Here is a 24888-nt window from a genome sequence, read left to right on the forward strand (position 1 = left end):
TGGCGTTAACTGGCAATCACTGTCACGTTTTAGTAGACAATTAAGACAAAGTTAAGACGGGTGACAGACTATTCGGATTAACGCTTCAGCTGCTGGCTCGCACCACCAGTTCCCCCTGCATAATCACGCATTGTGGCGGAGAGTCGGGTCGGGTGATTTTTTGCAGCACCAGCTCACAGGCACGACGGCCAATCGCCCTGGAGGGCTGAGCCAGGGTCGTCAGCGGCGGCGAAACCATGTCGGCCAGTTCGCTGCCGTCAAACCCCACAACAGCAATGTCCTGAGGTATCCGCAGGCCCGCATGCTGAATTGCCGCCATGGCACCGGCTGCCAGCGTATCCGACACCGCAAACACGGCGTCAGGTCGTGTCTCGCCCGCCAGCAGCTGGTTCATCGCGGCTTTACCGGCGCTGAAGCTTAACTCACTGGCGTAAGCGATGGCCTGCCAGCTCAGCTGCTGTGTATCAAGCTGGTCGGTGTAGCCCTGCTGACGCAGGCGGGCATATCTATAACTGAGGTCGTGATTGATCAGCGCAATCCGTTGACGTCCCTGCCCGGCCAGATAGTGCACCACTGACTGCGCAGCGATTTCATCATCAATGCCGACGCAGGAGATTTGACCGTTATCATCATATTCGGCGCACTGAACCCAGGGCGCATCGCCTATCAGCTGGCTCAGCTCCGGCAGTTTGCTGAATGCATCCATGGTGATAATCCCATCCACCATCTTGCCGGAGAGCAGTTGCAGGCTGGATCGTGAACGGGCAATATCCGCGCCCGAGTTACACAACAGGATGCGATAGCCATTTTTCTCCGCCTGCTCCTCAATACCTTTGACCACCTCCGCGCAGAACGGGTTGGAGATATCTGAAACCAGTACCAGAATCATTGAGCTGCGCGCCGTACGCAACTGGCGCGCCAGCAGGTTGGGCTGGTAGTTGCTCTCTTTAATCGCCTCAAGGACTTTCTGCCGATTAGCCTGTTTTACGCTGTCGCTGTTATTTAATACCCGGGAAACCGTGGCGACTGAAACACCCGCCATCCGGGCAATTTTCTGGATAGACATTGCGATCCTTCTGTTTTAAAACGCACCCAAATTAAACCGGCTGAAACCATGCCGCCTCAGGTGTCGCGATCCAGGCCCAGCTGCTGGCGTATCGATGGGCCGTTCTTTGCTAAAGCGAAATCATCAAAAGCGCGGTCAGCCACCGGGATGATATGCCGACGGATAAACGCCGCCCCTTCCCGCGCCCCGGTCTCGCCATCCTTCAGACAGCATTCCCACTCCAGCACCGCCCAGCCGTCATAGTCGTACTGTGCCAGCTTACTGAAAATGCGGCTGAAGTCGATCTGGCCGTCGCCTGGCGAGCGAAAACGTCCGGCACGCGCCAGCCATGGCTGATAACCGCCATAAACCCCACTGCGTCCGTTGAGCTGGTACTCCGCATCCTTAACGTGAAAGGCTTTGATACGCGGATGATAAAGGTCGATGAACTGCAGATAGTCGATGTGTTGCAGCAGAAGATGGCTGGGGTCGAACAGGATATTGCAGCGCGGGTGGTGATTCACCTCCGATAAAAATCGCTCAAACGTGACACCGTCATGCAGATCTTCGCCGGGATGAATCTCATAACAGAGGTCAACGCCATGATGGTCAAAGGTATCCAGCACCGGCAGCCAGCGGCGCGCCAGCTCAGCAAACGCCTCATCAAACAGCGCTTCATGATGCGGCGGCCAGGGATAAAACCAGGGCCAGGCAAGCGAGCCGGAAAAGGTGGCATGGGCGTGCAGGCCGAGGTTTTCAGAGGCTGCGGCCGCACGTTTCAGCGTAGCGATGGCCCAGTCGGTACGCCTGGCAGTATCGCCTCGCAGCGCGGCAGGCGCAAAATTATCAAAAGCGAGATCGTATGCGGGGTTAACGGCAACCAGTTGCCCTTCAAGATGGGTGGAAAGCTCGCTGATTTCCAGCCCGAAACCGGACAGAATCCCTCGCACCTCATCGCAGTAAGTCTGGCTGACCGCTGCCTTTTCAAGGTCGAAAATAGCCGGCTGATGGCAGGGGATCTGCAGCGCCCGGTAACCCAGCCCCGCAGCCCACGCCGCCAGACCTTCCAGCGAGTTAAAAGGTGGCTGCGTGGTGATAAATTGTGAAAGGAAGATGCCCGGCCCCTTAACTGTTTTCATCTGTGACTCCTGAGTTCAGTGACCGCTCAGTCACGGTATTTGAATGAGAAGAAGAAAATAATCGCAATCACCGCAGCAGCCACGGCAGGGATCCACCAGAATATCGCCCAGCTCTCTGCGCTGGCGTTACCCGCCACCAGCTGATTGTAAAGCGCCCCGGAGATTTGCGACCCCAGCAGCATGCCGATGCCATAGGTGAACATCACCACCATGCTCTGCGCCTGCCCCTTGACCTTTTCACCGGCGATCCGATCGGTGTAGATGAATCCCACCACAAAGAAGAAGTCATAGCAGACGCCATGCAGCAGAATGCCCAGATAAATCAGCGTGCGCGTCTCATCACTCATGCCCAGCGCAAACAGTGCATAGCGGACAAACCACGCAGTCATGCCAATCAGCAGCATGGCTTTCACGCCAAGACGTCGGAACAGCAACGGAATGATCAGCATGAAAACAATTTCAGACATCTGACCCAGTGACATCAGGGTGCTGACTTCCCGGATGCCGGCATCCGCCAGCCAGGAGGCGGTAAAGGCGTAGTAGGTGCCGAGCGGAATAGAGATCAGGGTGGCACACAGCGCAAAGACCAGAAAATGACGCAGTCGCAGCAGTGCGAAGGCATCGGCGCAGAAGAGATCGCGGACTTTTAACGGCAATCCTTTGGCCGGCGCGGGCGTATGTGGCAGCGTCAGGCTGTAGATTGCCAGCAATACCGAACAGAGCGCCGCCAGCTGGAACACTGCCACGCTATCAGCAATGCCCGTTACGCCGATAAAGATCCCCGCCACGATCCAGCCGATGGTGCCGAAGACTCTGACGATGGGAAAGCTTTTCTCGCTGCTGGCGAGGCTGTGAAACGCGATGTTATTTGAAAGCGCCAGCGTCGGCATAAAGCAGAGCGTATAGCCAAATAGCAGTGCGATCAGTTGCGCTCCGTTCTCCGCAATTAGCGCCTGGGGCACGAACCAGAGAATCGCAGCGCCCGCCAGGTTCATCACAGCCATCACTTTCTGCGAGGAAAAAAAGCGATCCACCAGCATGCCGAGCACAAACGGCGAGAGAATCGAGGCGATAGGCCCGGCCGAAAACGCATCCCCAATCAGCAACGGCATATTGTGGCGTGTCATTACCAGTCCCAGCGTCACCGACCAGCTGCCCCAGATAAAGAACTGCATAAACATCATCAGAGAGAGGCGCGGCACCAGCAGCTTATGCTGCACCTGCTGGCCTGCTCTCTCCTGCACTGTTGCGATCATGGGAACCTCACGAATAAGTAATCGATTACATTCTGATTGTTCATAAACTATACGAATGCAGCCGTCGGTTCCTGCGCCGCGATCACAAATTATTAACTCTGCGTTATCACTCTGGCAGTCATAAGGCGATGTCAGGCGGGCCGGTTAGCGACTGGCATTAACTACCCGCGCTTTACGGAAGCGGTAACGCTCATACAGCAGCGAATAAAGGCCGCCAGCCACCACCAGAATCGCACCCATCACCGTAATGGAGGCTGGCAGATTGCCGAGCAGCAGATACCCCACCGCCACTGACCAGATTAAGGTGGTGTAGTCGAACGGGGCCAGCAACGACGCTTCGGCATAGCGCAGGCTCAGGGTCATCAGAATCTGAGTGATACCGCCCAGCAGCCCACACCCAACCAGTAACGCCAGCTGATTGCCATGCGGCACTTTCCAGCCGCCTGGCAGCGTAACCAGCGACGTCAGGGCCGTGGTGATAGCGAACCAGAAAGCGATGGCGCCCGGTTTCTCTTTGCCGTTAAGAAAGCGGATCTGCACGAGCGCACAGGCGGTACAGAAGGCCGCCATCAACGCCAGCAGAATGCCGGCCGATGCAGAGAGTGAGAATGTCGCCTGGCGCGTCAGTGTAAGATGCCCGGAGAACATCACTAGGATGCCGCTGAAACCGGTAAAGACCGCGACCCAGCGATGGTGACGCACTTTTTCCCGCAGCAGCAGCGCCGCCAGCAGCACGGTAAACAGCGGCGCGGCATAGTTGATAGCCGTGGCGTCGGTTAAAGAAATATAGAGCAGCGACAGATAACTGAAATAGAGACCGCCGGTTCCGGCCAGGCCGCGCACAAAATGCCCACGGATATTGCGGGTGCGAATGCCATCCAGCACGCTGCCCTGCACGCGCAGCCAGATTAACAGCGGCACCAGTGCCAGCAGCGAGCGAAAAAATATCACTTCGCCGACCGGTATTGCCCCATCGAGTTCTTTTACACAGGCCAGCATCAGCGTACTACTCAATGCAGCGGTGATCTTCATCGCTATGCCAGCGGAAGCGTTCATACGGTTTTTGATCTCTCAAAAGGGAAAATAAGCAGGGGAATCAGCACACTCCTTATCCATATTGTCATAATGTCCTACTCCAATCTGCCGCGATTACCCTGCAGACAGCATTTTATCTTTTTTTGCCGCGGCATCACGGCATGAAGAGGCATGCTGGCCTGCGCCCCGACTGGTACACTCTGCCTTCTGCCCTGCTTTATGGGCCTCTTCTCTTAAGGAACGGGAGTCACCGATGTCCACGCTGCGTTTACTGTTATCTGAATCCAACGATCCCTGGTTTAACCTGGCGGTAGAAGAGTGCATTTTCCGCCAGATGCCGGCCACCCAGCGGGTGCTGTTTTTGTGGCGTAATGCGGAGACGGTGGTGATCGGGCGGGCACAGAATCCGTGGAAAGAGTGCAACACCCGACGCATGGCAGAAGATGGCATCCGCCTGGCGCGTCGCAGCAGCGGCGGTGGTGCGGTGTTTCACGATCTCGGCAATTGCTGTTTTACCTTTATGGCCGGCAAGCCGGAGTATGATAAAAGCGTCTCGACTGAGATCATCCTGCGTGCGCTGAACGCGCTGGGTGTCCCTGCGGAAGCGTCCGGTCGTAATGATTTAGTGGTGAACACGGCTGAGGGGCTACGCAAAATTTCCGGTTCCGCCTACCGCGAAACGCCGGATCGCGGTTTCCATCACGGCACTATTCTGATGGATGCCGACCTCTCCCGCCTGGCGGATTACCTCAATCCGGATGTGAAAAAATTGCAGGCGAAAGGGATAACCTCAGTGCGTGCCAGAGTCACCAACCTGGCGGAGTTAACGCCGGGCATCAGCTATCAGGCGATCTGCTCCGCGGTGACGGACGCATTTTTCAACTATTACGGTGAACGCTGTGAACCGGAGAGGATCTCTCCCGACGCCCTGCCCGATCTGCCGGGTTTCACAGAGCAGTTCGCAAAGCAGAGTAGCTGGGAGTGGAATTTCGGTCAGGCACCCGATTTCTCGCACCTGCTGGACCAGCGTTTTGTCTGGGGCGGTGTGGAGATTCATTTCGATGTAGAACGCGGCGTGATCAGCCGCTGTCAGATTTTCAGCGACAGCCTCAACCCCGCGCCTCTGGAAGCGCTGGCGCAGCGGTTACAGGGTGTGACCTATCGGCCCGATGCCCTTGAACCGGTGCTGATTCAGCTTATTGCGGATTTCCCGGAGCAACGTGCGGAGCTGACAGAATTGCAGCAGTGGCTGATCGCCAGCGTGCGCTGAACATTTTTTACTGGCCCACGCGGATATCTGGCGCGGGCAAAAAACATCGCGTAAAAATCCGGCAAATCATAAACGCAAAAAACCCGCACAAGGCGGGTTTTAATTAATTATCAATATCAGGCTTATCTGCTGAGGCTATTGCCGTCACGCGATGATAAGCGCTATTGATAATTAAGGCTTACATAGGGACAACGTTTGCCGCTGAAGGACCTTTAGCGCCGTTTTCAATAGTGAATTCGACCTGCTGACCTTCGTCCAGAGTTTTATAATCGTTGCTCTGAATTGCAGAGAAATGTACGAATACATCTTTGCTGCCATCCTGAGGAGAGATAAAACCGAAACCTTTACCAGCGTCAAACCATTTTACTAAACCAGTCATTTTATTAGACATCGATAATTCCTTAATTTATGAGCCACTAAGTGGCGGAGATGGCCTGTCTTTCAGAAGGTAACTTACCAGGCTTTTAGGAGGAGACTCATGAATAAGGGTATCTTGTGATATCGCTTGCACTGAGGACTGCTTTACTAAAACTGCTTTGATAAGGTCTGTGTTCCAAACCGATGACGCTATTAAGCCACGCCACACCGACATTAGCAAACATTATTTTAATTTACTTTTAACATCCAGACGTCCGGAGCGCCCTTGTTGATTTTCCGAGCATTTTGAAATATCAGGGCTGGCAGAATGATAATTTTCACTGAACGGTCAGAGAGTAAATAATAGTGCGGTTAATCATTGCTGGAAAATTATGCGGTGGCCCTGTAGCAATAAAGCGCAACGACAAACAGTATCGCTGCGCCCTGCTTTATAGAACTCAGGCCAGTTGAGTCTGCTGGCGGGCAGCATGTCGCGCCGTGAGCACAAAGACCATCAGACCGGCCACGCCCAGCGCAACGCCCACCCAGGCGGTGGAGATCCAGCCATAGCCCAGCGACACCGTCAGGCCCCCCAGATACGCGCCCATCGCATTGGCAATGTTCAGCGCCGAGTGATTCATCGCAGCCGCCAGAGTTTGCGATTCATTGGCGACATCCATCAGGCGAATCTGCAACGACGGCAGCAGCACTGAGCAGGTGCCGATCAGGAACGTGGCCAGCAGGCCGGTTGCCACATGCTGAACCAGCACCGGGAAGGCCAGCATTACCAGCACGTTCCATAACAGCGTCCAGCCAATAATATTCAGCACCGGGCCATCAGCCAGACGGCCACCCACCAGATTGCCGATGATCATTCCCAGCCCAAACGCCACCATCGCCCAGGGGATCAGCGAGGGGGAGATGCCAGCAATGTTAATCAGCGTCGGCGCGATATAACTGAAAATAGCGAACATCCCGCCAAAGCCTACCGCCCCCACCAGCAGGGTCAGCAGCACCTGCGCGTTTTTCAGCGCGCCCAGTTCCCGCAGCGGATGCGCATCCACATCGCCTGGCGTGTAAGGGACATAGCGGCCAATCAGCAGGCAGGTCAGCAGACCAATTGCGCCCACAAAGGTGAACACCACGTGCCAGCTAAATAACTGCCCTATCCAGGAGCCCAGCGGCACACCAATCAGGGTCGCCACCGTCAGTCCCAGCATCAGTGACGCCAGCGCGCGGCCACGACGTTCAACCGGCACCAGCGAGGCGGCTACCAGCGACGCCACACCAAAGTAGGCACCATGAGGCAGGCCGGTCAGAAAACGCGCCACGAGCAGGCCGTGATAACCGTCGGCCATCGCGCTGGCAACATTACCGATGCTGAACAGCGCCATCAGGATCAGCAGCAGCGATTTACGTGCCATTCGCGCCGCCAGCACCGCTATAAACGGCGCGCCGACCACCACGCCCAGCGCGTAACTGGCGATGGCGTTACCTGCCTGCGGCTCGGTAATCGCCAGGGAGCGTGAGACATCTGGCAGCAGGCCCATCATGATGAACTCACCGGTTCCGATGCCAAAGCCGCCCAGCGCGAGGGCCAGTAATGCCCAGCGGACAAAACCGGCATCGTCGGTTCTATGATTTTTTCTTAACAAAATTGATTCCCAATGGCCAGAACTGAAAAAACTGAAGTGAGCCGGAGAGAGAAAGCAGAGCGTGTTCCCGTCCGGGTGAAGCGGGCAGACTATAAAAAGTCAGGCTGCGCATAGCAACCCATTTATGTGATCTGGCGCACAGTGAAGGCTGCGGTAACGTGAGGCTTTATCTGTGCAGCTCTGCCACGGAGCGACCTGTGCAAGATCACAACCCGGAAAGGCCACGCAGGTCTGAATCGGGAATCTCTGTTTTACTGACCTCTCAGCGTTTCTTTTGCCTGACAGGAATCAGCAGATGACGACCAGAGTAATCCTTCTTACCGGTGCAAGCGGGCGCATCGGGCGCACTTTCTTTGCGGCCAGCCAGAACAACTACCGTTTTATCCTGACCGATTTGCGCGAGCCGGACTACGCGATCCCCGCTCCCCACCGCTTTATCACGGCGGATCTGTCACAACCTGGTGCGGCGGAAAAATTACTGGCTGAACAACCTGTCGATACCGTCATCCATCTCGCCGGTATCCCCGATGCGCAGGCCAGTTTCGACGATCTGCTGCCCGCCAATATTCTCTCTACCACCTGGATACTCAAGTCAGCAGCTGAGCACCACTGTCGTCGTCTGATCTTTGCCAGCAGTGCGCAGACCATTGAGGGCTACCCGAAAGATGTGCAGATACATCCTGGCATGGCCGTCTCTCCCGCGAATCTGTATGGCGTCACCAAATGTTATGGTGAAGCACTTTGCGCCTTCTATGCCAGCCAGCACGGGTTGAGTTGTGTGGCGCTGAGAATCGGGGCGTTTGAACCTGAACTGGATAACAGCCTGCATAATGCACGGGATTACAGCGCCTGGCTGAGTCCGGAAGATGCCGTCAGATTGCTGACCGGTGCGGTCGAGGCAGAGAAGATCACCTTCTTTATTGGCTACGGCATTTCTGATAACCGTTTCAAACGCTTTGATCTGACACAGACGCGAGAGGTGCTGGGCTATACGCCGTCTGATAACGCATTCAGGGCATTTGCGCCGGGGGAACTGGATTATTAGCCCGTCCCCTGCGCCGCTATCGGTCTGGAGTCGGGGCGTTATTCTTCACCTTCGTTGCCGCCGGCCTGTCCGGCGGCGGCTTCAGCTCTCAACTGAGACAACGCCCAAAAGAAGGCAGCGGCTGAACGGGCCAAATCAGTGCGCGCCGGTATTCACCCGGCGACCGATGTCTTTCAGCTGGGAATATTTCTCCAGTAGCTGTGGGCCATCATCCAGGCTCATGGCAAACATCCACATATAGGTCATCACCGAATAGATGTGACCCGGATTGGTCCCGCCACGGTTCGACATTACCGCAATGGTGACAGCAAATAGCAGCGCTGCCACGCTACCGATGGCCAGATAACCCCAGGCTTCCCGATCGGAGAGACGGATCCGCAGACTGGCCAGCACGCCATAGTGACGGTCCAGTGACGCAGCGTTAGCGTTGCTGACAAAGCTCACCTCTTTCTCCAGCCGATTATTCAGACGACTAAATAACGCGTCGTTCTTGCGGGTAAACCCTGGCAGGAAACAGGCGAAGAACAGCAGGATCGCCAGACAACCCGCGCCGGTCCAGAACTCGATAGCCAGCAGCATCACCGCGGCACCAGTCATGGACGCCAGCGAAGTTATCAGCACCGGCAGATGTTTCTCGAAAAAGTCGACAAACTCCCGTGACAAGGCCACCCGCGCGGCAATGGTGGACGCGCTTTGGTTTTCGCTGCGCTGTGCCACAATCACCGGCACGGCCAGCCCGGCATAAATACGAGCAAAGGTGCGGGTATCCACACTGCGTCGTGCCGCCCCGATGGCCCACATGATAAACACCATCGCCGCATAGAGCACCGCATGCCAGGTTCTGCCAGAAAGAATCGCATTGATAGCGAAGCCCGCCAGTAGCGGATAGAGGAGATACATGACATTTTCCGCCACCACCAGCAGCAGCGTGAGGAACAGCTTGCGGCTATGGCGACGGCCGAGCATTTTTAATGTCAGAATAGCACTGCGGGATTTTGCTACCGGCAGGATCGTTTTTGAGGAATGCATAGTTTCTGTTTCTGATATCATGAGTCTTGAGCGGTTGCTCAAGTACGAAAAGCAGTCTATTTGAGCGGTTGCTCAAAGTCAACGTGACACTTATTGAGAAAGAGATGAAAGAGTCAGCTGAAGCACTGAGAACCAAAATCCTGGATGTCGCGATAGTGTTATTTATCGAGAAAGGGATCGAGAAAGTGACCACACGAGAACTCACTGAGTCGGTGGGCATTTCACGCAGTCATATTTATCACTATTTCAGCAACTGGCAGTCGCTCTGCCTGGCAGCGCTGGAACGCTTTATGCACGTGGATTTTGACAATTTTGCTCACTCTCTGACTTTACTCACTCCCCGCCAGAGGTTGCTGACGCTGTTCGAAAGTCATCTGCCGAGCGCACCAGATGCAACCTGGCAACTTTATGCTTCATTCTGGCAGATGGCTGCGCATCAAGCAGCCTTTGCCGCGCTGGCAGAAGAGATGACGGCAGCATGGCAGGCGCTGGTGGAGGGAATAATTCGTGACGGTGTCACTGACGAAACATGGCGTTGCACCGATATTCCACGCACCGCCCGGCAAATCAGCGCGATGCTTAACGGTTATGCCGATTTGCTCACCATCAATCCGTCAGAGAAAAAGGCAAATGAAGGAATGGCTGACTTAACGCAATTTATTAACGATGTCCTGACGTAGGTTTGACGCGTTATATCGGTCTTATTAATGCCAATTTTTAAATAATTGTTAATGAAAGGTTTATTATTTTAATTAGTCTGCGCTTTTAACCCGGTATAAATGCAGCTTCTTCAGCCAGACTGACTTATGCTTTTTCCATCTGAAAAGTCCCCTTTTTGATAGCGTTTTGCCCCGGAAACAGCTGTTTACACAGATTATTATCATTGTGTTAGTGCACCCCGCACCAGTTAAGCTGGTGTTTTTACGCCACTTATTAACAACGGATTAGCGAAGCGGCAATAATGTATACGTTCACAAACCCACCAACTGTTTGATTCCTATAGCAAAGAATCTGCTCCCTGCTGATAAAATTAAACATTGAGTCGGACCTTAAAAACACCTATATTGGCCGCGCTTAAAACACATACCCCCATTTAAATACATTTATTCAACTGCGACGCTACACCCGTCCCGGTTGTAGGAGAGATATGATGACGGATAAAGTCCGTATTGATAGTTTGAATGCACAGAACTTAAACGCAACCAATGAAACCTATTTAGCCCGTCAGGCTGAATTTGAATCAAACGTTCGAAGTTATCCTCGCAAATTGCCGTTCGCGATTGCAAAAGCACAGGGTGTCTGGATCACAGACGTCGAGAATAATCAGTATCTCGACTGTCTTGCAGGGGCCGGAACGCTGGCATTGGGTCATAACCATCCAGACGTTCTGCAGAGCATTCAAAATGTCATTACAAGCGGCTTGCCGTTACATACTCTTGATTTAACCACGCCGTTAAAAGATGCGTTCTCTGAGTACCTGCTCTCGTTATTACCGGGCCAGGGCAAAGAGTACTGCCTGCAGTTTACCGGCCCATCGGGCGCGGATGCCGTTGAAGCGGCGCTGAAACTGGCGAAAAAACACACCGGTCGTTCGGGCATCATCAGCTTCTCTGGTGCGTATCACGGCATGACCCACGGCGCGCTGTCGGTCACCGGCAACCTGTCACCGAAAGAAGCCGTCGATGGCATGATGCCGGAAGTGCAGTTCATGCCTTATCCGCACCTCTACCGCTGCCCACTGGGCATTGGCGGTGAAGCGGGCGTGAAAGCGCTGACCTACTACTTCGAAAACCTGATCAACGACGTTGAGAGTGGCGTTCGCAAACCGGCAGCGGTCATTCTGGAAGCGGTTCAGGGCGAAGGCGGTGTTAACCCGGCTCCGGCTGAGTGGCTGCAGCGCATCCGTAAAGTGACCAAAGAGCATGGCATTCTGCTGATCATCGACGAAGTTCAGGCGGGCATTGCCCGTACCGGTAAATTCTTCGCCTTTGAGCACGCCGGTATTGAGCCAGACATCATCGTGATGTCAAAAGCGGTCGGCGGCGGTCTGCCACTGGCGGTACTGGGCATTAAGAAAGAGTTCGATGCCTGGTCTCCTGGCCACCACACCGGCACCTTCCGTGGCAACCAGCTCGCAATGGCGACCGGCCTGACCACGCTGAAACTGCTGAAAGATAACAACATCGCTGACAAAGTGGCTGCACAGGGCGAATGGCTGAAAGGCAAACTGGGCGAGCTGCAGCAGCGCTACCCGGTGATCGGCAACGTGCGTGGTCTGGGTCTGATGATCGGCATTGAGCTGGTGAAACCTGACGAAGCCGCTGATCACATGGGCAGCTTCCCGGCAGACGGCGAGCTCTCCGCGCTGGTACAGAAAAAATGTTTTGAGAACGGCCTGATTCTGGAGCGTGGCGGACGTCACGGCAGCGTATTACGTCTGCTGCCTTCCCTGCTGATCACAGATGCAGAACTGGACGTGTTTATGGATAAATTTGAAAACGCCCTGCTGTCAGCTGGCGTGAAACCAGTTTGAGTGGAGTGAATGCAATGTCCCGGTTAAACCCGATTCTGGCGGCCTCAGCACAGAGTACCGAGGCCTACCAGCAGGCGATTGCCCAGAGTAGCGCGGCCGTCGTGAAGTGGCTGGAACAACCTGAGATGTATCAGGGAAAAACCGTCGCAGAGCTGCGCGAGCGCATTAAGCTGGACTTCAATCCTCAGGGCCTGGGCAACCAGGCCGCGATTGAACGCGCGATTGAGTACTTCCTCAAAGACAGCCTGTCGGTGCATCACCCGCAGTGTGTGGCGCACCTGCACTGTCCGAGCCTGGTCATCAGCCAGGCGGCGGAAGTGCTGATTAACGCCACCAACCAGAGCATGGATTCGTGGGACCAGGCACCTTCAGCCACCCTGATTGAGATGAAGCTGATCGAGTGGCTGCGCACCCAGGTGGGTTATCAGCCCGGCGACGCGGGTGTGTTCACCAGCGGCGGCACCCAGAGCAACCTGATGGGTCTGATGCTGGCGCGTGACGCCTGGTTTGCCCGTCAGGGACATTCTGTTCAGCAGGATGGCTTAACCGGCGATCTGAAGAAGATTAAAGTCTTCTGTTCAGAGAATGCGCACTTCTCGGTTCAGAAGAACATGGCGCTGCTGGGTCTGGGCTATCAGTCAGTCACGCAGGTTAAATGCGATCGCTTTGCCCGCATGGATATGGATGACCTGCGCCACAAGCTGGCAGCCTCCAAAGCCAACGGTGAAAACATTCTGGCGATTGTTGCCACGGCGGGTACTACTGATGCCGGTGCGATCGATCCCCTGCGGGAAATCGCGGCGCTGGCAGCCGAAGAGAACATCTGGGTGCACGTCGATGCGGCCTGGGGCGGCGCGCTGCTGCTTTCAGAAAAGTATCGTGACTATCTGGATGGCATTGAGCTGGTCGATTCCATTACCCTGGACTTCCACAAGCAGTTCTTCCAGACCATTAGCTGTGGTGCTTTCCTGCTGAAGGAAGCGCGTCACTATGAACTGATGCGCTATCAGGCGGCCTATCTGAACTCTGAGTTTGATGAAGCGCAGGGCGTACCAAACCTGGTGTCCAAATCGCTTCAGACCACCCGCCGTTTTGATGCTCTGAAACTGTGGATGGGTCTGGAAGCGCTGGGCCAGAAACAGTATGCCGAAATTATCGATCACGGTGTGACACTGGCGCAGCAGGTTGCACAGTACGTTGATGAGCAGCCTGCGCTGGAGCTGGTGATGAAACCGCAGCTGGCCAGCGTGCTGTTCCGCTATCGTCCGGCGCATCTGGCACACTTCAGTAGTGCGGATATTGCACTGCTGAATCAGCGTATCGGTGATGCCCTGCTGGAATCGGGCCGCGCCAACGTCGGCGTGACCGAGCATGATGGCGTGACCTGTCTGAAGATGACCCTGCTGAACCCGACAGTGACGCTGGAAGATATCAAAGTGTTGCTGACATTGGTGGAAACCACGGCACAGCAGCTGGTGTAAAGAGTGGCGTTAAGGCCACTATCAGAGGCGCCTTCCGGCGCCTTTTCTTTTTCTGTCTTTATCCGTGATCTTTCATTGGTATCGGTAAAGCCACCTCACCTGTAAGCCTGTTCGCTGAACATCTGCGCTTTTTGGACTGATGTCAGATCGTATATTTCCTCACCTATTCGGCACAACAATCCAGATACGCCAGAATGATGGCTGAAAAATGTTGGTGTCAGACCCAGACCAGATGCAAGGGTGAAAAGAAAGTCAGACAAGCAGAGCACCGTCGCATCCGCATCCCGTTATTCATATCAGGTTTAATTCTCTTATTACGCTCAGATTTGTTTCAGAACTGGCATGACTCTTTTATTTCAGCAGAGTTTGATAAACCGCATCGCGATCAATAAAAAAAACTGCATTTGAGTCATAATAAAAATGCTTATTAAATCATTGATTAACAACAGATAACACCTTGTCGATCAGCATAATTTCATCCCACTGGAATTAACGCCTATGCTCCTGCGTAAAATAGTTATCATCCTTCTCGGTCTGATTATCGCTGCTGTCATCATCATTGCCGACAACCATGCACATAAAGTTCATTGCCGCGACCAGATTTTCAGTTTCTCATCATCGCAAAGTGGCTGACGTTCTCTGATTCATTCCCGCTGGCAACATACCGGTTTTCAGGGTGGTTAACGGTGTTGTTGAAGCGTGAAGGTCAGAGGCTTTATCTGAGGGATAACAATCCCAGCACATCTGCCCGAACAGCGCGGTACGTTACGCCGGTGATATTATCAACAGCACTTCTGATAAGCAGGCTAATTTATTGCCATTCGCGACAGACCCTGCCAATAAAAAAGGCTGCATGAAACGTATACAGCCTGAATTTCCCGCTTAGCTGGCTTACTCAGTTTTGCGCGACGGTGGCTCATCCAGCAGCCGCAGATGGTCATCTTTGTTCAGAGTCATCAGAGCAACAATACTGACCAGCGCAGTCGCCATCACATACCAGGCGGGAATATCAGGATTACCGGTCTGTTTAATCAGCCCGGTGATAATCAATCCGGCACAGCCGGAAAACACCGCGTTTGAAAGCGAATAGGCCAGACCCAGTCCGGTATAACGCACCCGCGTCGGGAACATCTCTGCCAGCATCGCAGGCCCCGGACCGGCCAGCAATCCGACCACCCCGCCCGCGATAAACACCACCAGCGCTTTCAGCAGCAGTCCGGCGCTCTCTGCCTGGAGTATGTTAAGCAGCGGCAGAGAGAGCAGCAGCAGTAATACCGCTGCCGTCACCATCACCGCACGGCGGCCAATGCTGTCGCTGAGCATCCCGGCCGGGATGATGGTGGCGGCAAAGCCCAGGTTTGATATCACCGCAATCAGTAACGCCTGGTTAAAGCCAGTGTGCAGCGATGCCTGCAGGTACGTCGGCATAATCACCAGCCAGGTGTAACCGGCCGCCGACCAGACCATCAAGCGGCAGATACCGAGCAGGATCGTTTTCAGCGTATCGCCCAGGCTGGCGTCAACTTTTTCAACGGGTTTTGCCTGCTGCTTAATAAACGCCGGGGTCTCCTCCATCTGAACCCGCAGCCAGAGCGCGATAACACCCAGCGGCAGAGCAATGAAGAACGGGATGCGCCAGCCCCAGCTCAGCATCTGCTCCGGCGACAGCAGCAGTGAGAGCAGCGCCACGATGCCCGCGCCTGCCAGCAACCCCAACGCCACAGTAAAGGATTGCCATGCACCATAGAGGCCCCGCTTACCGCGTGGCGCAAATTCGGTCATCAGCGATACCGCCCCGCCATACTCACCCCCTGCGAACAGCCCCTGCAGAATACGCAGACCGGTCACGATCAGTGGCGCCAGCACGCCCAGCTGGGCGTAGGTGGGTACCAGGCCGATAGCCGCCGTCGCCAGTGTCATCATGATCAACACAAAAATCAGCGTGGGTTTGCGCCCGATGCGGTCACCCATCCGGCCGAAAATGATTGCGCCGAGTGGACGAAAGAAAAAGGCGATGGCGAATGACGCATAGGTCAGCAGAAGCCCGGTCAGTGCTGACTCCCCTTCCAGACGGAAAAAGTTCTGCGCTATCACGGTGGCAAGAAAGCCATAGACGGCAAACTCATACCATTCAATGAAATTACCTACCGAACCAGCAATCAGAGCACGTTTACGGCTGGCGGAGCTAAGCAGATTATCGACGGGCACAGACATGGCAGGGGATCCTTTTTGAGCATCATCAGTCGCTTATGATTAGCACAATCGCCGCACGCCTGCGCACTCTTCTGCCTGTCACGTTAACTCAGACACAGAAATCTGCGCTTAACGCGCCACGGCACGCCCTTTTTCACCATCACGCCTTGCACAACGGCTTTACGATTGTCAGGATGTGCGGCATTGAATGAATCAGGCGGATAGATGATGAACGCACAAACCTCAAAAGATCCTCTGCATGGCGTAACGCTGGAGATGCAGATAAACAGTTTAGTCGCGCAATATGGCTGGGTGGAACTGGGAAAACGGATCAACATTAACTGCTTTAAAAGCGATCCGAGTGTTAAATCGAGCCTGAAGTTTTTGCGGCGTACGCCCTGGGCGCGGGCTGAAGTCGAAGCGCTTTATCTCGCCTCGTTAAAAGACAAGACGCCCTCCCGCGAAGAACCGTCTGAAGAGGCGGATCAAACACCCGCAGAAGATCCCTGGAGCAACTGGCGCGGTAACCAGCCGGAGTAACGGGCAGACAACGCGGCAATAAAAAAGCCCGCGCAGGATAACCTGTGCGGGCTTTTTTTATATCAGGTCGCGGTTACAGCGCCATGTCGTGCTTCGCTGAAGGCGCTGCCTGCTCTGGCTGTGCTGCTGGCGCCTCGGCTGCTTTACCATCCATGTTGATAACCGGCGGGGTGGTCAGTTGCAGAGTCGCAGCGGTCTCATTCCAGACCTGCTGCAGCAACGGCACGTTGTCATTCAGTTTCTGACCGTAGCCTGGGATCATCTTGTGGATCCTGGCCTGCCATTCCGCTGACTTAAACTCTTCCGGGAACAGTTTCTGCATCACGCTCAGGGAGATCGGCGCGGCGGTCGATGCACCAGGAGAAGCACCCAGCAGTGCTGCAACGGTTTTCTGCTGATCGGTCACAATTTCTGTACCCAGTTTCAGCACGCCACCTTTGTCAGCATCTTTCTTGATGATCTGTACGCGCTGACCAGCCTGAATCAGTTTCCAGTCCTCTTTCTTCGCGTCCGGGTAGTACTCTTTCAGCGCTTCGAAGCGATCTTCTTCTGTCAGCATCACCTGTCCTACCAGGTATTTCACCAGGTCGAAGTTATCCATACCCACATCGGCCATCGGTACGATGTTATAGGTAGTGGTGGTGCTCAGCAGGTCAAACAGTGAACCGTTTTTCAGGAACTTGGTTGAGAAGGTCGCGAACGGTCCAAACAGCACGACGCGTTTGCCATCCAGATAACGGGTATCCAGATGCGGAACGGACATCGGTGGTGCACCGGTAGACGCCTGACCGTAGACTTTCGCCAGGTGACGAGCGGCAATCGCCTTGTTTTCCGTTACCAGGAATGAACCGCCGACCGGGAAGCCTGCATAGTTTTCCGCTTCCGGGATGCCGGTTTTCTGCAGTAATTTCAGCGCGCCGCCGCCAGCACCAATAAAGACATATTTCGCGTCAACCGCACGCTCGTTGCCGTTTTTGGCATCTTTAATGGTGACGTGCCACGAGTTATCACCGTTACGTTTGAAATCGGTGACTTCAGAGGAGGTTTCCAGACGGAAGTTGTCATTCTTCTTCAGGCTGCCGATGAGCTGACGGGTAATTTCGCCGTAGTTTACGTCGGTGCCGACTGGCGTCCAGGTTGCGGCCACTTTCTGCTGGGGATCACGACCTTCCATCACCAGCGGTGCCCACTGCTCGATCTGCTTGTGATCGGTAGAGAACTTCATGCCCTGGAACAGCGCGGTTTTCTGTAACGCCGCATAGCGTTTAGTCAGGAAGTCGACGTTGTCGCCCCAGACGAAGCTCATGTGTGGGGTTGAGTTGATGAAAGAGCGCGGATCGTGCATCACACCCTCTTTGACCTGCGAACTCCAGAACTGGCGTGAAACCATAAAGGCTTCGTTGATTTCCAGCGCTTTCGTCACGTCGATCGAGCCGTCTTTACGCTCTGGCGTATAGTTCAGCTCCATATTGGCAGAGTGACCGGTACCGGCGTTGTTCCAGCCGTTAGAGGATTCCAGTGCCACACCATCCAGCTTCTCAACCATGATCTGTTTCCAGCCAGGCTGCAGCTCTTCCAGCATGGTGCCCATTGAGGCGCTCATGATGCCGCCACCAATTAACAGGACGTCGGTTTTTTCTGGTGAAGTTTCAGCATGCAGTGCTGAAGAAACTAACAAGGCCGCGAGGGAAAGAGTGGGAATAACGTTCTTTGAATTCATCATTTTAATCTACAGCTCAGACGGTACTGGTTAAAAAAAGTCCTTAAAGTTTAAAATAATGTTATTTGTGAGTTAATGTGAAAATAGTTATAAAATTAAAAATAGCAATTTAGCCTTAATTTAATTACAAAAGGCTTACGGAATTGCTCACATATTTTAACCACACATTAAGGGTGTCCTTTGAATTATACAATCCCCTAACACAAATATTGTTCTCCGGCGATTGCCCGGGCGCAGACCGCTAAAACTGTACTGATGCGGTCAGTTAGCGTATGTTTCCGGGCGATCGCCCACCCGTGCTGAACGCCAATGACAAGCCAACCACAGAACCGACATGCCGTGACTAAACGACCCATGAAACTCAGTACCCTGACCACCCTGATGATGACTGCGGTTATCGTCACCGTGCTGCTCGCTGTCCATCTGCTCTATTTTGTGCAGATTGATAACTTTGCTCAGTCGCACCTTAAAGATAAGGCGATGGCGGTGGCGCGCACTCTGGCAGACAGCCCTGAAGTCCAGCGTGGGTTACTGTTACCGGATGGCAGCAGCCAGATTCAGCCACTGGCTGAAGCCGCGCGCAAACGCAACGGCCTGCTGTTTGTGGTGGTGACGGATATGCGTGGCATTCGCTTTTCACATCCGAATGCGGCGGTGATTGGCAAACATTTTGTCGGCAACGATATCTATCCGGCGCTCAGCGGGCGGGAAAATGTGGCGGTAAATCACGGCGTCCTGGTAGAGGCATTGCGGGTATTTACGCCAGTGTATAACGCAGAGCATCAGCAGATTGGTGTGGTGGCGATCGGCATCGCGCTGAATGATGTGGCGGCGCAGATTGCCAAAAGCCGCTGGAACATTGTCTGGACTGTCTTATTTGGCGGCCTGGTTGGCCTGCTGGGAATTCTTATTCTGGTCAGACGCCTGAAGAGCATCTTGCTGGGGCTGGAGCCGCATGAAATCTCCAGCCTGTTCGAGCAGCGTCAGGCGATCCTCAATTCTATTAAGGAGGGAGTGATTGCGGTAGATGATGAGTCACGCGTCAGCCTGATTAACCACGCGGCGCAGCAGCTACTGCATGAGACCACCCGCAAGATGCCATTAAGCGGCGATCTGATTGCTGAGGAGAGTGTGATGCACCGCCATCAGCAGGATGCGCTGCATGCGGGCAAAGCCTGGCACGATCAGGAGCTGACGCTGGGTAATCGCATCCTGATCAGCAATACCGTGCCGGTTCGCAGTCGTGACCGCATTATCGGCGCGGTGACCACCTTCAGGGACAAGACCGAGATCAGCCAGCTGATGCAGCGTCTGGACGGCATGGTAAACTATGTCGACGCGTTACGTGAACGGTCCCATGAGTTCATGAATAAGCTGCATGTCATTCTGGGCCTGCTGCATATGAAAAACTATGCGCAGATGGAAGAGTACATCCTGAAAACCGCCAACGCCTATCAGACGGAGATTGGTTCGCTGCTGCAAAAGATCAAATCGCCCATCATTGCGGGTTTCCTGCTCAGTAAAATCAACCGGGTGACCGATGAAGGCCATCAGCTGATTATCGATGAGGCGAGTTTTTTGCCCGACTGCGGCAGCGAGGAGCAGAGCGCGGTATTAATTACGGTGCTGGGCAATTTAATTGAAAATGCCCTTGAGGCGCTGGACCCGGAAACCGAAGGTGAGATCCACCTCATGCTGCATTATCAGAATGGCTGGTTAGCCTGTGAAGTGAGTGATGACGGGCCCGGGATCGACGGCACGCAACTCAGCGCCATTTTTGAGCGTGGCGTTTCGTCAAAAGGCGACGATCGTGGTGTTGGATTATTTCTGGTTAAGCAGCAGACCGAAAGCCTGGGCGGCAGTGTCAGTGTCGAGTCGGAACCGGGAGTATTTACCCAATTCTTTGTGCAACTTCCGTGGGAGAGAGGAATGATTACCCAATGATCAATGTGTTAGTTGTCGATGATGACGCCATGGTAGCCGAGCTGAATCGCTGCTATATCGGGCAGATCCCAGGCTTCACCTGCTGCGGCACCGCCTCAACCTTACAGCAGGCCAAAGAGCGGCTGGCGCAGGCTGAGCCCCAGGTTGACCTCATCCTGCTGGATATCTATATGCAGCAGGAGAACGGTCTCGACCTGTTACCGGAACTGCGCAGCGCTGGACGTCCGGTTGACGTGATTATTATCTCGTCAGCAGCAGATGCCGCCACCATTAAAACCTCACTCAACTATGGTGTGGTGGATTATCTGATCAAGCCTTTCCAGTTTGCCCGCTTTGAAGAGGCGCTGACTGGCTGGCGACAGAAAAAATCGCTGATGGATAATCATCAGTTCTATCAGCAGTCGGACGTTGATCAGCTGTTGCATGGCAATCCGCCGGGGGCCAGCGAGCAGAAGCGACTACCGAAAGGATTAACGCCGCAAACGCTGCGCACCCTGTGTCTGTGGATCGACGCCCATCCGGGTACCGAGTTCTCCACCGACGAACTGGCAACCGAGGTGAATATCTCCCGCGTCTCCTGCCGCAAGTACCTGATCTGGCTGGCGCAGATTAATATCCTGTTCACCAGCATTCATTATGGGGTTACGGGCCGTCCGGTTTATCGCTATCGCCTGCAGCCGGAGTATCACACCTTACTCAAACAATATTGTCAGTGAACCTGCCGAAAATCGGCGTCCAGTAACTGAAAAGAAAAGTGACGTTGTGACGAGCAGATCACCTGCCTGTCACGGGTCACAAATATCGCTTCAATGCCCGGTTGCTCCGCCAGGCAGCCAATGCCCTGTTCAACGCCGAGGCCGTAAAGTAGCGTGGTGTAGATGTCGCCATCCAGTGAACGGTCTGAGATCACAGTGACGCTCAGCAGGTCGTTATCCAGCGGATAACCGCTACGCGGGTCGAGTATGTGGTGATAACAGACGCCATCCAGCTCGAAATAACGCTCATAGATACCGGATGTCACCACCGAGCGATTATTCACGCCGATCACCCCGATCAGCTCATCGGCCTCGCCAAAGGGTTTTTTCAGGCCGATTGCCCAGCCCGCCTCTTCTGGCGGCGCACCCACCGTCTGCACATTTCCGCCCAGATTAATCAGCGCACTGCTGACCTGCTGCTGGCGCAAAAAAGCCTGCACAACATCGGCGATATAGCCTTTGGCGATAGCGCCCAGATCAATCTCCATCCCGGGCCGGGCCAGCATGACACTGCGGTTTGCATCATCAAGAATAACGTCATGCGGATTCGTCAGCGCCATGCGCGCCTGAAGTTCTGTTTCTGATGGAACACGGTGGCCCTGAAAGCCGATTTTCCAGCACTTCACCAGTGGGCCGATAGCCAGATTAAACAGGCTATCGGGCAGCAGGCTCACCGCATGCGCGCAGGCGATCAGGTCAAACACCGGCTGACTGACGACCACCGGATGCTGCCCTGCCGCGTGATTAATCGCCATCACTTCCGACGCCACGCGGTTAACCGTGAAGAGATTCTCCTGCTGTTTAATCAGGCGGAAGACCTGTCCGGCCAGAGTCTGATTATCGTCGAAGAGTTTGAGCAGGATAGGTGAACCCATTAAGACAGCGGAGTAAGCATAGACACGCGCATCAGTTAACATAGGCGACTCTGCTTTAAAGAGAAAAGAACGGCATCCGCAGAGCGCGGATGCCGGAGACGACCCTTAACGTCGGGCGTAAGCGGCGGCGTTACCACCGGCCAGAATGCCGAAGATAATGATATCGGCGACTGCGTTACCGCCGATACGGTTCGCGCCGTGGATGCCACCAACCACCTCGCCACAGGCCCATGCGCCGTTAATCACCTGTTTCTGGCTGTCCAGCACCGCGGTGGTGGTGTCGATGGTGACGCCGCCCATGGTATGGTGTACGCCCGGAGCAACACGAATCGCGTAAAACGGCGCTTCACTCAGAGGATGACGCAGCGCGGTCTGACGACCGAAGTCTTCATCTTTCTGCATAATAACGAAGTTGTTGTAACGGGCCAGCGTGGCTTCCAGCGTATGATGCTCACTCATGTTGAGTTTCACCGCCAGTTCCGCCACGGTGGGCGCGCTGACCACAAAGCCTTTGGCGATATATTCGTCAGCCGCTTTGTTATTCATCCGCACCTGCTCGTCAAACACAATCCAGGCACTCTTCTCTGGCAAGGCGATAATCTGCGCCGAGACTTTGTCGCGGGTTTCCATTTCGTTGTAGAAGCGCTCACCCGCCTGACTGACCAGGATAGCACCGCCGCCACGAATAGATTCGGAGACCAGATAAGAGGTGGTCTGTTCAACCGTAGGGTGAATCTGGATTTCGCCCATATCCACGGTTCCGGCACCAATTTTTTGCAGCATGGCAATACCGCTGCCGGTGGCACCTTTGTGGTTGGTAGTGACAAAGCCATCGAGTTCAGGGCGATATTTCACCACCAGTTCACGGTTCGCACTGAATCCGCCCGTCGCCACAATCACGCTTTTCGCGTTCAGGATACGGCTGTCGTTGTACTCATCGACCACTCTCACCCCCGCTACCGCGCCGTTCTCATAGAGGATTTCTGAGACTGAGGTTTCCAGCAGGACTTCGATGTTGCGGCTGTTGATGTTTTTAACCAGACCGCTGATCAGGAAGCCACCCACCGCTGAACGATCCGCCGGACGGTGGGTACGATCGATGCTCATCCCGCCGGTAATGGTGATGTCGTTCAGCTCAATGCCGTGATTCGCCAGCCACTCAATCGCCTCCGGCGCCAGCTCGACAAACTCACGCAGCAGCACCGGATTATTTTTAAACTGACCGCCTTTCAGCGTTTCCTCGTAGAACAACTCTTTGCTGTCTTCGATGCCTTTGAGTTTCTGGAAACGGGTTTCAGCGGCGTTCATGCCCACTGAGGCTTTAATGGTGTTACCGCCGATGGTCGGCATCTTCTCGATGATGACCACGCGCGCCCCTTCGTCGTGCGCCTGAATCGCCGCCGCAAGACCGGCGCCGCCGCTGCCCACAATCACCACATCGTAATTCTGCGGTGCGTTAGGGTTGCCGCCCTCTTCAATCACATGCTCTTTGCTGGAGGTGGTCAGCGCGCGTGAAACCGCTTTTTTCAGCGCCTCACTCTGGGTAGTTGCACCGGTAATCGCATCGACGTGCGGGCTGTTGGCCACCAGGATGCGGCTACGCAGGCTTTCAAAGGTGGTGGTGAAGTCCACATCCAGAGTGTCATCCGGCACCAGCGAGATGTCGGTGATACGGTCAGTATCCAGCGTGACGTTGATTTTCAGTTTCAGCGCTTCGGCTTCGACTTTTTCCTGATAGACGCCCGCTTTATATTTACGGCCCGATTCACTCATGTCGCGGATCATCGCATCGACCAGGGAGAAGCGCCACAGCGGTTCCGGGATCTGCAGCTCTTCACGTTTGTTGCTGTCGATGTAGAGATCGAGGTGTTCGTTATTGATGATGCGGTCAGCCCAGTTCGGGTAGGCGATGCAGGCTTTACCAATCGCCACCAGATCGTAGCCTTTTTCCAGCGCCAGCTCGGCATCGGCTTTATTGACGACGCCGCCAACACCAATTACCGGCACTTTTGCCAGTACAGGCGAACGCATCGCGACGAATTTTTCAATCAGCGGCGTCGGATCCTGGGTATCGACAATTGACGGACGCAGCAGCTGGCCTACAGAGAAATGGACGTAATCGAGTCCGCGCGCCGCCAGTTTTTCCAGCAGATAGAGCGTGTCGTCAAAGCGAATGCCAGGTACTTCGATCTCTTCCGGCGAGAAGCGATAGCCGATGATGAAAGAGTTATGGGCGAAGCGCTCGGCCATTTTGTGGGTGATTTCCAGCACTTCCAGCGGGAAGCGTGCGCGGTTATCGCGGCTGCCGCCCCACTTGTCATCGCGCTGGTTAGAGTTCGGCGAATAGAACTGCTGAATCAGATAGGTGTTAGCACCGTGAATTTCGACGCCATCGAAACCCGCCTTGATAGCGCGGTTCACCGCATCACCAAATTTGGTGATCATGGTTTCGACTTCTTCGGCGCTCAGCGCCAGGGGTTGGGTTGCCCCTTCACGCGGTGCCGCGATGGCGCTGGGTGCAACCGGCGTTTTCCCGCCAATCAGTTCCGGCTCGACCATACGGCCGCCGTGATAGATCTGCAAAATGGCCGTAGAGCCTTCAGATTTAATCGCGTCCGCTATGCGTTTCAGACCTGGAATTTTGTTGTCGCTGTCGATAGCAATGGCACCCGGAAATGCCGGGCCACGGTTGTCAATAAAGCAGCATTCAACGATCACGGTTCCGATGCTGCCTGCACGTGCGCGATAGTACTCGACCAGCTCACTGGTGACCGTACCGTCATAAAAACCGGTGCAGGTGGTCATTGGTGCCATCACCAGTCGGTTTTTTAACACAGCACCGTTAGGCAGGGTAAGTGGATTAAGGATGGGAGTGAGAGATTTCATTGCGATAAACTCCAAGATTTAAAAGTCTGGAAATTTTTTAGCGGACGTAAATTATCGCTTAATTAAGTGGTCCGATGTCATGCGTCTAATATACCCCTTTCCTTGCTTTCATAAGCGATAAATTTACTTT

General features: G+C 54.5%; 19 protein-coding genes. 8 read left to right on the forward strand and 11 right to left on the reverse strand.

Annotated features, from left to right (window positions below; genetic code table 11):
• Positions 1-85: 85 nt before the first annotated feature.
• From AC0T7J_RS11560 to AC0T7J_RS11575, 4 genes are all read right to left on the reverse strand, one after another.
• Positions 86-1066, reverse strand: coding sequence for a LacI family DNA-binding transcriptional regulator (locus AC0T7J_RS11560; protein WP_473794280.1), 981 nt, complete (start codon positions 1064-1066; stop codon positions 86-88).
• Positions 1067-1122: 56 nt separating this feature from the next.
• The gene (locus tag AC0T7J_RS11565; protein ID WP_473794282.1) at positions 1123-2184 is read right to left on the reverse strand and encodes a sugar phosphate isomerase/epimerase family protein; all 1062 of its coding nucleotides are present in this window, start codon (positions 2182-2184) and stop codon (positions 1123-1125) included.
• Between the two features lie 26 nt (positions 2185-2210).
• Complete coding sequence (locus tag AC0T7J_RS11570) at positions 2211-3440, reverse strand: MFS transporter (RefSeq protein WP_473794283.1); 1230 nt, start codon at positions 3438-3440, stop codon at positions 2211-2213.
• A gap of 144 nt (positions 3441-3584) precedes the next feature.
• A complete protein-coding gene (locus AC0T7J_RS11575) occupies positions 3585-4496 on the reverse strand; it encodes a DMT family transporter (protein ID WP_473794285.1) in 912 nt (303 codons plus the stop codon).
• A gap of 232 nt (positions 4497-4728) precedes the next feature.
• Between AC0T7J_RS11575 and AC0T7J_RS11580 the strand changes: the two genes are divergently transcribed.
• Positions 4729-5745 (forward strand): lipoate--protein ligase A, encoded by a 1017-nt coding sequence (locus AC0T7J_RS11580; protein ID WP_473794287.1) that lies wholly within the window; start codon positions 4729-4731, stop codon positions 5743-5745.
• A 178-nt stretch (positions 5746-5923) separates the two neighbouring features.
• On the opposite strand, the gene cspE is transcribed toward AC0T7J_RS11580, so the two are convergent.
• Positions 5924-6136 (reverse strand): transcription antiterminator/RNA stability regulator CspE, encoded by a 213-nt coding sequence (gene cspE / locus AC0T7J_RS11585; RefSeq protein WP_003855207.1) that lies wholly within the window; start codon positions 6134-6136, stop codon positions 5924-5926.
• 424 nt (positions 6137-6560) lie between these two features.
• Positions 6561-7757 carry an MFS transporter gene (locus tag AC0T7J_RS11590; protein WP_473794289.1) on the reverse strand — a complete coding sequence of 399 codons (1197 nt, stop codon included), beginning with the start codon at positions 7755-7757 and terminating at the stop codon, positions 6561-6563.
• Between the two features lie 295 nt (positions 7758-8052).
• On the opposite strand from AC0T7J_RS11590, the gene AC0T7J_RS11595 reads away from it, so the two are divergent.
• Positions 8053-8802: an NAD-dependent epimerase/dehydratase family protein gene (locus AC0T7J_RS11595; protein ID WP_473794291.1), complete on the forward strand. Its 750-nt coding sequence runs from the start codon at positions 8053-8055 to the stop codon at positions 8800-8802.
• 135 nt (positions 8803-8937) lie between these two features.
• Here the strand turns inward: AC0T7J_RS11595 and AC0T7J_RS11600 are convergent, their stop codons facing one another.
• Complete coding sequence (locus tag AC0T7J_RS11600; protein WP_473794293.1) at positions 8938-9831, reverse strand: ABC transporter six-transmembrane domain-containing protein; 894 nt, start codon at positions 9829-9831, stop codon at positions 8938-8940.
• A 104-nt stretch (positions 9832-9935) separates the two neighbouring features.
• On the opposite strand from AC0T7J_RS11600, the gene AC0T7J_RS11605 reads away from it, so the two are divergent.
• The 3 genes from AC0T7J_RS11605 (at position 9936) to AC0T7J_RS11615 (ending at position 13845) form a co-directional block, all read left to right on the forward strand.
• Complete coding sequence (locus tag AC0T7J_RS11605; protein WP_473794295.1) at positions 9936-10511, forward strand: TetR/AcrR family transcriptional regulator; 576 nt, start codon at positions 9936-9938, stop codon at positions 10509-10511.
• A gap of 467 nt (positions 10512-10978) precedes the next feature.
• Positions 10979-12364 (forward strand): diaminobutyrate--2-oxoglutarate transaminase, encoded by a 1386-nt coding sequence (locus tag AC0T7J_RS11610; RefSeq protein WP_473794296.1) that lies wholly within the window; start codon positions 10979-10981, stop codon positions 12362-12364.
• Between the two features lie 14 nt (positions 12365-12378).
• Complete coding sequence (locus tag AC0T7J_RS11615) at positions 12379-13845, forward strand: pyridoxal phosphate-dependent decarboxylase family protein (protein ID WP_473794298.1); 1467 nt, start codon at positions 12379-12381, stop codon at positions 13843-13845.
• An 891-nt stretch (positions 13846-14736) separates the two neighbouring features.
• Here the strand turns inward: AC0T7J_RS11615 and AC0T7J_RS11620 are convergent.
• Positions 14737-16059: an MFS transporter gene (locus AC0T7J_RS11620; protein ID WP_473794300.1), complete on the reverse strand. Its 1323-nt coding sequence runs from the start codon at positions 16057-16059 to the stop codon at positions 14737-14739.
• Between the two features lie 207 nt (positions 16060-16266).
• On the opposite strand from AC0T7J_RS11620, the gene AC0T7J_RS11625 reads away from it, so the two are divergent.
• Positions 16267-16578, forward strand: coding sequence for a VF530 family protein (locus AC0T7J_RS11625; RefSeq protein WP_473794594.1), 312 nt, complete (start codon positions 16267-16269; stop codon positions 16576-16578).
• Positions 16579-16651: 73 nt separating this feature from the next.
• Here AC0T7J_RS11625 and mqo read toward each other — a convergent pair whose 3' ends face one another.
• On the reverse strand, positions 16652-18301 hold the full coding sequence (gene mqo, locus AC0T7J_RS11630) for a malate dehydrogenase (quinone) (RefSeq protein WP_473794302.1): 1650 nt from the start codon (positions 18299-18301) through the stop codon (positions 16652-16654).
• A gap of 306 nt (positions 18302-18607) precedes the next feature.
• Between mqo and AC0T7J_RS11635 the strand changes: the two genes are divergently transcribed.
• Positions 18608-20242: a sensor histidine kinase gene (locus AC0T7J_RS11635; RefSeq protein WP_473794304.1), complete on the forward strand. Its 1635-nt coding sequence runs from the start codon at positions 18608-18610 to the stop codon at positions 20240-20242.
• Positions 20239-20958, forward strand: a complete 720-nt coding sequence (gene dcuR, locus AC0T7J_RS11640; protein WP_009093030.1) for a two-component system response regulator DcuR — start codon at positions 20239-20241, stop codon at positions 20956-20958. Before AC0T7J_RS11635 ends, dcuR begins: the two co-directional genes overlap by 4 nt.
• Here the strand turns inward: dcuR and AC0T7J_RS11645 are convergent.
• Both AC0T7J_RS11645 and AC0T7J_RS11650 read right to left on the reverse strand, forming a co-directional pair.
• Positions 20952-21914: an FAD:protein FMN transferase gene (locus AC0T7J_RS11645; RefSeq protein WP_473794306.1), complete on the reverse strand. Its 963-nt coding sequence runs from the start codon at positions 21912-21914 to the stop codon at positions 20952-20954. The genes dcuR and AC0T7J_RS11645 overlap by 7 nt on opposite strands.
• Positions 21915-21977: 63 nt before the next feature.
• Positions 21978-24758: a flavocytochrome c gene (locus AC0T7J_RS11650; RefSeq protein WP_473794308.1), complete on the reverse strand. Its 2781-nt coding sequence runs from the start codon at positions 24756-24758 to the stop codon at positions 21978-21980.
• Positions 24759-24888 lie beyond the last annotated feature (130 nt).

The organism is Pantoea sp. E956-1 (assembly GCF_982223955.1).